This window comes from Methanobrevibacter sp. (genome assembly GCF_045126245.1).
Classification (GTDB): domain Archaea; phylum Methanobacteriota; class Methanobacteria; order Methanobacteriales; family Methanobacteriaceae; genus Methanocatella.
The window spans coordinates 1-7,515 of sequence record NZ_JBGVOG010000078.1 but is presented as its reverse complement, the minus strand read 5'-3'; the positions used below and the strand labels follow the sequence as shown (position 1 = coordinate 7,515).

10 protein-coding genes and 2 pseudogenes are annotated in these 7,515 nt (G+C 35.7%); all 12 read left to right on the top strand.

What is annotated here, in order from left to right:
- Positions 1-204 (top strand): tetrahydromethanopterin S-methyltransferase subunit D (locus tag ACJMLZ_RS05940; protein ID WP_405304502.1); only part of this gene is annotated, 204 nt, incomplete at its 5' end.
- A 1-nt stretch (position 205) separates the two neighbouring features.
- Positions 206-1,021, top strand: coding sequence for a tetrahydromethanopterin S-methyltransferase subunit MtrC (mtrC, locus tag ACJMLZ_RS05935; RefSeq protein WP_405304500.1), 816 nt, complete (start codon positions 206-208; stop codon positions 1,019-1,021).
- A 17-nt stretch (positions 1,022-1,038) separates the two neighbouring features.
- Positions 1,039-1,368 (top strand): tetrahydromethanopterin S-methyltransferase subunit B, encoded by a 330-nt coding sequence (locus ACJMLZ_RS05930; RefSeq protein ID WP_405304498.1) that lies wholly within the window; start codon positions 1,039-1,041, stop codon positions 1,366-1,368.
- Positions 1,369-2,085 carry a tetrahydromethanopterin S-methyltransferase subunit A gene (gene mtrA / locus ACJMLZ_RS05925; protein ID WP_405304496.1) on the top strand — a complete coding sequence of 239 codons (717 nt, stop codon included), beginning with the start codon at positions 1,369-1,371 and terminating at the stop codon, positions 2,083-2,085.
- Between the two features lie 13 nt (positions 2,086-2,098).
- Positions 2,099-2,305, top strand: coding sequence for a tetrahydromethanopterin S-methyltransferase subunit F (locus tag ACJMLZ_RS05920; RefSeq protein ID WP_405304494.1), 207 nt, complete (start codon positions 2,099-2,101; stop codon positions 2,303-2,305).
- A gap of 12 nt (positions 2,306-2,317) precedes the next feature.
- A pseudogene (mtrG, locus tag ACJMLZ_RS05915) lies at positions 2,318-2,560 on the top strand (tetrahydromethanopterin S-methyltransferase subunit MtrG).
- An 11-nt stretch (positions 2,561-2,571) separates the two neighbouring features.
- Positions 2,572-3,504 (top strand): tetrahydromethanopterin S-methyltransferase subunit H, encoded by a 933-nt coding sequence (gene mtrH / locus ACJMLZ_RS05910; RefSeq protein ID WP_405304492.1) that lies wholly within the window; start codon positions 2,572-2,574, stop codon positions 3,502-3,504.
- Positions 3,505-3,644: 140 nt separating this feature from the next.
- On the top strand, positions 3,645-5,114 hold the full coding sequence (locus tag ACJMLZ_RS05905) for a methanogenesis marker 14 protein (RefSeq protein WP_405304490.1): 1,470 nt from the start codon (positions 3,645-3,647) through the stop codon (positions 5,112-5,114).
- Positions 5,115-5,129: 15 nt separating this feature from the next.
- Positions 5,130-5,738: an NTP transferase domain-containing protein gene (locus ACJMLZ_RS05900; protein ID WP_405304488.1), complete on the top strand. Its 609-nt coding sequence runs from the start codon at positions 5,130-5,132 to the stop codon at positions 5,736-5,738.
- Positions 5,739-5,793: 55 nt separating this feature from the next.
- Complete coding sequence (locus tag ACJMLZ_RS05895; RefSeq protein WP_303372478.1) at positions 5,794-6,060, top strand: PRC-barrel domain-containing protein; 267 nt, start codon at positions 5,794-5,796, stop codon at positions 6,058-6,060.
- A gap of 117 nt (positions 6,061-6,177) precedes the next feature.
- Complete coding sequence (locus ACJMLZ_RS05890) at positions 6,178-6,933, top strand: ABC transporter ATP-binding protein (protein WP_405304486.1); 756 nt, start codon at positions 6,178-6,180, stop codon at positions 6,931-6,933.
- A pseudogene (locus tag ACJMLZ_RS05885) lies at positions 6,902-7,515 on the top strand (SufD family Fe-S cluster assembly protein); the annotation flags it as partial. The gene ACJMLZ_RS05890 and the pseudogene ACJMLZ_RS05885, both read left to right, overlap by 32 nt.

Here is a 7,515-nt window from a genome sequence, read left to right as displayed (position 1 = left end):
CCTGCTGTAAGTATTGGTTTAGCTGCTATTTTAGGTACAGGTGTGTTCTTTATTAATTCTGTAATCGCTTCATATAACATTGGTGGTACCATTGAAGGTATGCACGATCCAAAATTCAAAAGAATTGGTACTGGAGCAATTGCATGTGCTATCGCATCTGTCGTTGTCGGAATATTTTGTATTATTTTAACTGGAGGTATCTAAGATGTCTGCTGGTGGAAGTGCTGACGGTGCAGCTGCAGGTGCAGTAAATTCAATGCACTTATTAATTTTAGGTGCCGTTGGCGGATTACTTTGTATTTATTTATCAGGTTTCTTAGGCGATGTTATTGGCCCAGTTTTAGCAGGTATCGGTGCAGTTCTCGCTATCATTTGGGGAGCAGATGCTATTCGTAGAGTAGCTAGTTACGGTTTAGGTACTGGTGTACCATCCATTGGTTACATGTCCCTTTCTGTTGGTGTAATTTCTGCATTAGGCGGTATTTCTTTAGCTTCTCTTTTAAAAATAGGAATTATCGGGCCTGTCGCAGGTTTAATTATTGCTGTAATTATTGGTGCAATTATCGCTATTGTCGCAACTAAAATTGTAGGTATGAAAATCCCTATCATGCTTCAATGTACTATTGAAATTGCTGGTGCTGCTGCCTTATCAATTTTAGGATTTGCTGTTGCTATTGCAGGTTCATACGATATGACTGCAATATATGAAAACGTTGTTGCTACTGGTTTTATTGCTGTATTGTTTATTATGTGTACTATGGCTATCCAACACCCATTCAACGCATGTTTAGGGCCTAACGAAGACCAAGTAAGGACTCTTAAATGTGCTTGTTCTACTGCATTCTTATCAATGACTATTGTTGGTCTTTTATCCGCTACTACTGGTGGATTAGGTTGGTTTGTTGTATTAATCATTGGTTTAATCGGATGGATTATTTCATTCAGAGCATTTGTGTTAGCTTCATGTAATGATGCAGCATCAACTAAATGGGCTGGATTATGGCCTAAAGTGGAGCAATAGAATAGGAGGAATCAAATATGGCTCAAATGTTACCTATGATTCAGGTCGTACCTGAAATGAATTTCGCATTAGACCCTGTAACTGGGGTCATCGGATCATCTTTAGGTGGAGGAGTTATACTCCTATCTATGGATGATGTAAATGAACAAGTAGCAAAAGTGGAATTGGCTGCTGATGAATTAATGGCTTCATTAGACCCATATACAAGTCCTGTTGGATCTTTCCCTGGAAGGGAAGGTTCTTATATTACTGCAGGTATGTTAACAAACATGGTATATGGATTCTTATTAGCATCTTTCATCATATTTGCTGCATTACCAATCTTACAAGCGTTGGGGGTATTATAGATGGCTGATAAAAAAGCTCCTGCAGAAGGCTGGCCGGTTATTAGTGGGGATTACATTGTAGGTGATCCTGAAAGCCCTGTTGCAGTAACAACTCTTGCTTCTCACATTGAAGCTGAGTTATCCGGAGCAGCAATCGCAGGTCCATGTAAAACTGAAAACTTAGGAATAGAAAAAGTAGTTGCAAACATTATCTCAAATCCTAACATCCGTTTCTTAATTGTTACTGGTGCGGAAGTACAAGGCCACATTACAGGTCAAAGTATTAAAGCATTATACGAAAACGGTGCAGACCCAGATAAAAAGAAAATTATCGGTGCAACCGGCGCTATTCCTTTCGTAGAAAATGTTCCGCTCGATGGTATTGAAAGATTCCAACAACAATTAGAAATTGTTGATTTAATTGATACTGAAGATATTGGAGCAATTCAAGCTAAAATTAATGAATGCGTAGAAAAAGATCCAGGTGCTTTTGAAGAAGAAGCTATGGTTATCTCTGTAGATGAAGATGGCGACGACGAAGAAGATGGAGAAGAAATGAGAGTTATATCTGCTGAAACTGCTCTTATTGAAGCAAGAATCAGAGATATTAACACTAAAATCGACATGGTTGGTGCTGTTCAAAGAAATATGGCAGGGAATTATTCTGGTAAAGTCCAAGGTATAATGATTGGATTAGCTTTTACTTTAGTAATTGGAACTTTATTCTTGATGTTCTAGAGGAGGTATAATTATGGTACAAATTTCAAATAAACCAAACATAAGCAGTATGAAATCTGCAGCTGATGATGCTGAATACAGTTCAAAACTCCTTGCAAGAGAAGGTAAATTATTTGCAGGTTTACTCGCAACTAGAGTAAAAGGGTTTGCAATTGGTATTTGCATAGCTTTGCTCTTTATCGTAATTATCCCTTTCATTGCAAAAGCAATAGGATTTTAGAGAGGTGTTATTATGAGTGAAGAAGATAATTCAGTACCTCAAGTAATGGTATCCTCAGATGATTTCAACCCTATTATTGCAAAATTAGATGAAGCACAAGAAAAAGTAGATTACACTGTTGGAGAATATTACCACCGTTAAGGCCACCAAACTGGTAGAGATGTTGGTATATTATACGGTATTATACTTGGATTAATTATTTTAGTTGTAGCTATAAAATTCGGTATAGCTTCAATGTTAGCTACCTTATTATAGGAGGTTTACTTATGTTTAGATTTGATAAAGAACAACTCGTCGTAGATATTGCTGGAGTAAAAATGGGAGGACAACCTGGTGAATACCCTACCGTTTTAGCAGGAACTATCTTTTATGGCGGACACAAAATTATTAGTGATGAAAAAGCTGGTATCTTTGATAAAGATGCTGCTGATGAAAGAATTAAAACTATGGAAGAAATGTCAGATGTAACCGGAAACCCTTGTGTTGTACAAACTTTCGGTGCTACTGCAGATGCTATGGTAAAATACCTAGAATTTGTAGGAGACGTCTGTGACAAACCTTTCCTTATTGACTCAACTGCAGCTGCTGCAAAAATTGCAGGTGTAGAATATGTACAAGAAGTCGGATTAGCTGAAAGAGCTGTTTACAACTCTTTAAGTATGGCAGCAGAACCTGGTGAAATCGAAGCAGTTAAAAACTCAGATATCGATGCATCCATTCTCTTAGGTTTCAACCCAATGACTCCTGGAGTACCTGGTAAAATCGAAATCTGGGAAACTGGTGGATCTGTAATCGACCAAGGTATTCTTGAAATGGCTGATGAATGTGGAATTACCAAACCATGGATGGATGTAGCTGTTACTCCATTAGGTCAAGGTGCAGGGCCTGCTGTAAGAACCGCTTACGCAGTTAAATCTAAATGGGGATACCCAGTAGGTTCCGGTATTCACAACGTACCATCTGCATGGGACTGGTTAAGAGGATACAAAAAAGAACACAAAGAAGCATGGCCTGTTTGTGACATTGGTTCAAACATTGTTCAACAAATGGCTGGTGGGGACTTCGTTCTTTTCGGACCTATCGAAAACTCCAGACTCGCATTCCCTGCATGTGGTATGGCTGATATTATGATTGCTGAAGCAGCAAAAGATATCGGTACAGAACCTGTAGAAGATCACCCTATTAACAAATTATTATAGATAAAAGGGTCCCGATTAGATGATTCATTTCATCTAATCATTTTTTTCTATTTTTTTTAACTTTTTTTCAAGAAATTTTTAATAAAATTTATATTATCATAAAAAGATATTTATAACTAATTATTGATTGAGGTTATAAAATGTCTTTTTTAAGTAAAATTTTTAATAGAGGTCCAAAACCTGTAATTGCCCATTCCAAGGAGGGTAATTTGGGGATGTTAACTGCTCAAAAAGCAGGGCCTGCAAGTCCGGGTGCTGTTAGAAAACCGGATGTTTATTATGTTACTGCTTCTGTGGAATTGGGTAACACAACCACTAAATGTATTGTCATGGCAACAAATTTAAACACCAGTGAATCCTATTTGCTGAACAAGACTGTTAAAATGACAAGAGACATTAGAAAACCTAAACCTTCAGAAGAAGTATTCGGTAAAACTGTTTGGGGTATTGAGCTTTCTAAAGAAGCTGTTACTGAGCTTATTAGAGATACTGTATTGGAATCTCTTAAAAGGTGTAATGTTGATAAAGATAAAGATTTAGACTTTGTTGTAAGGTCAACTGGGGTTACAGCAGGTTTTGCAACTGCTGAAGAAGCAGGTCAACTCATTATTGCTCTTGCGGATGGCTGTCTTGAAGCTGACATTCCTCCACGTAAAATGTCTCCTGCAATGAGCGTATCTCAGCTTCCTGAGAAATTGCACAAACACACTCTTTTGGAAAATATCATGTTTGATGGGGCTGTTGTTAGTGTAGTTCCCCCTGAAGGTAAGGAAACTGTCGCAAATGAAATGGAAGGGGAATTGGTTACTGCAGGTATTAAGTTAGGTGCTAAATGGACTGATGTCGATTATAGAAATCCTTGTGTTTCCCTGGATTTCGGTTCAACATTGGCGGGACGTATCGTTAATGATAATGAACCTTATGCAAACACTGTTGGAAACTTTTTGGGTCTTGCAGGGGTTGTAAGCGATTCTTTAGCTAGAGGTTCTGGTTTAATTGATAAGAAAAACGGTGCTGCTTTAGATATTTATTCTGATAAGGCAATGAAAAAGGCAGATCACAAACAGGCTGAAGCCAATGCACTTGAAGCCCATAAATTAATCAACATTACCAAAGTTCCTATGGATGTTGAAAGGTTCGGTACTGTTCCGGTAAATCCTGAAGCTGCTGAAAAGGCAGGCACTACCTTAATCGGTTGTGATGTAGGATTTAATGGGGATAAATTGCCTGAATTGATGGAAGTGGGAGCACAATTCTATGATTCCTACGGACTTCCGACTTTACTTTCAACTTTGGATTATGTAAGTACAAATATTGTTACAAGATGTTTGGATGTTGCATTTAAAGAAAATGTAATTGTTCCAGGTTCTGCTTTAGGTATAACTGGTAGGGCAGGTATTACTGGACGTAAACCTCAACTAATTTTAGAAGCCGTTCAAGACAAATTTGAAAATATAGTATTTGTTGAAGATGGTCTTGCATTAGGATCAGCAATTATGGCTCGTTGTATGAATTCTATGGGTACTCCTAAAGTTCCTATTGGAGGTAAACAAGGGGGCAGATGTATCCTTAAAGATCGTATGAAAATGGCAGGCGGTAAATTCGCTTAAAACTAGTGGTTTATCATGATTTATGCTATTTTAATGGCTGGAGGTATGGGAACAAGGCTTAAAGTTCCCTGTGAAAAACCTCTTTTCAAATTATATGATAAACCATTGATTAAATATGTAATTGACAATCTAAAAGAGTCTAAATTAATCGACAAAATAGTTATTGCAGTTAGCCATCATACTACTGAAACAACAAAATATTTAAATTCTCTAGAGGATGATTTTCAGATATTGGATACTTCAGGAGATGACTATTTGACTGATTTATCTTTTATTTTAGATTATTTTGAAAAAAAATCCAGCGAAGATACTTTATTGTTTATTAATGCAGATTTACCATTTATTTCAACTGAAACTATTGATTATGTTTTAGATTATTACTCTAAATCTTCTAAAGATGCTTTATCTACTTTAGTCCCTGTTGAAATATTTGAAGATTTGGGACTTAATTATTCCTATGAGTTTAATGGAAATGTTCCATCAGGGTTAAACGTTTTAAGAAGCGTTAATATTGTTCAGGAAGAAGACCAATTGGTTCTCCCGAAAAGGGAATTGGCATTAAATATAAATACACTTTTAGATAGTAAAGTTGCAGAAAAATTATACCATGAATATTATGTTTAAATATAATGAAGTTAAATATTTATATAACTGAATTTAATTTTTATTAGGTGATTTAATGGATAATAAACAGATTCCTAAAAGAGAAGAAAAATTATGGAGCGAAATTAAAAATTATCAAGTTGCTACCAACAATGCACGTATTCTTGGTGTATTGGATGAGTTAATTATTAATGAAAAAACCGGTAAAATCGTTGATATTGCAATTAGGGTTGAAAGTGACCGTAATATTCATGTAAAAGGTGCTAAAAGAAATGGTGACTTATTATTAGTTCCTTTTGCTAAAGTTGAAAAAGTCGGCGAATTTATTATTGTAACTGAATAATTTCAGTTATTCTCTTTTTTTATTTTATCTATTTTTGATATTGTGTTAAACTATTTATATTTTGTAGATTATACTTATATTAGTTAACAAATTCATATTTTTTTTTAAGGTGATTATATGTTGCTCGAAATTGAAAATTTAGGCGTAGAAGTAGCTGGCAAAAGGGTTTTAAAAGATATTAACCTTTCAATTGCCGAAGGCGAAACTCATGTTCTTTTAGGACCTAATGGTGCTGGAAAAAGTACTTTATTTTTAACAATATTGGGTTTTCCTAACTATAATGTTGTTCAAGGTTCCATTAAATTTAAAGGTCAGGATATTACACAGCTTAGTACTGCAGAAAGAGTTAAATTAGGAATTGGAGTAAGTTTTCAGACTCCTCCATCAATCAGGGGAGTTTCAGTAGGAGATTTATTAAAAATAATATCTCATCAAGATGTAAATGATGAATTGAATCCTAGAATGAAAGATTTGGCTCAACAATTAAAATTCAGTGATGAGTTTTTAGATAGGGATGTCAATTTAGGATTTTCCGGAGGGGAAGTCAAACGTTCTGAAATTTTGCAACTGCTTGCTCAGATGCCTGATTTCACCATGTTTGACGAGCCGGATTCCGGTGTGGATATTGAAAATGTGGAATTATTGGCTTCTGAAATTGGTACTTTATTGGATAAGGATAAACCACAAGGCACAAGAAAAAGAAGTGGACTCCTAATTACTCACTTGGGTTATATTTTAAACTTTGTTAGCGCGGATAAGGCGCATGTTTTAATTGACGGGGTAATTTCCTGTTCTGGAAATCCTACTGAAATTTTAGAAGATATTAGAAAAAATGGTTTTAATGGATGTGTTGAGTGTGCGCAATGTTTATGAAGATGCTGAAAGGGCAAAAGATAAAAAAGCAGCTATAGGTGCAGATGTAACCATAGAAAATTTCACTGATGAAACAGTCAATGCTTTAGACATGATTGATGATTTGGATGATTTAAGCAGTCAAACTAAAAAGGATCTTTTAAAAGTAGGTGTTGACACTACAGAAGAGAATAGGTCCGGTTCATTTTTACAAGTTGATCAAAGTAACATTTTTACCAATAACTCCATGTCAGATTCAATTGAAGTAATGAACATTGGGGTTGCATTAGACAAATACAGTTGGGTTGAAGACTATCTGTGGAATGTTGTTAAACCTGATGCTGATAAGTATACTGCAAAAACTGCTTTAAGAGAAAAAGAAGATGGTGTTAAAAGTGGTTACTTTGTAAGGTCTTTACCTGGAACTAAAGAGGTAATGCCTGTACAGGCTTGCATGTTTATTAGTGATGCTGATATTTTACAAACAGCTCACAATGTAATCATTGCTGAGGAAAACTCTGAATTGCATTTGATTACTGGTTGTGCAACCGGTGATGATGTAGCTTCCGCGATGCATGTTGGTGTTTCTGAAATGTATTTGAA

Coding starts and splice junctions, on each gene's coding strand:
- mtrC (WP_405304500.1), top strand. CDS start 206: ATGTCTGCTGGTGGAAGTGCTGACGGTGCAGCTGCAGGTGCAGTAAAT.
- ACJMLZ_RS05930 (WP_405304498.1), top strand. CDS start 1,039: ATGGCTCAAATGTTACCTATGATTCAGGTCGTACCTGAAATGAATTTC.
- mtrA (WP_405304496.1), top strand. CDS start 1,369: ATGGCTGATAAAAAAGCTCCTGCAGAAGGCTGGCCGGTTATTAGTGGG.
- ACJMLZ_RS05920 (WP_405304494.1), top strand. CDS start 2,099: ATGGTACAAATTTCAAATAAACCAAACATAAGCAGTATGAAATCTGCA.
- mtrH (WP_405304492.1), top strand. CDS start 2,572: ATGTTTAGATTTGATAAAGAACAACTCGTCGTAGATATTGCTGGAGTA.
- ACJMLZ_RS05905 (WP_405304490.1), top strand. CDS start 3,645: ATGTCTTTTTTAAGTAAAATTTTTAATAGAGGTCCAAAACCTGTAATT.
- ACJMLZ_RS05900 (WP_405304488.1), top strand. CDS start 5,130: ATGATTTATGCTATTTTAATGGCTGGAGGTATGGGAACAAGGCTTAAA.
- ACJMLZ_RS05895 (WP_303372478.1), top strand. CDS start 5,794: ATGGATAATAAACAGATTCCTAAAAGAGAAGAAAAATTATGGAGCGAA.
- ACJMLZ_RS05890 (WP_405304486.1), top strand. CDS start 6,178: ATGTTGCTCGAAATTGAAAATTTAGGCGTAGAAGTAGCTGGCAAAAGG.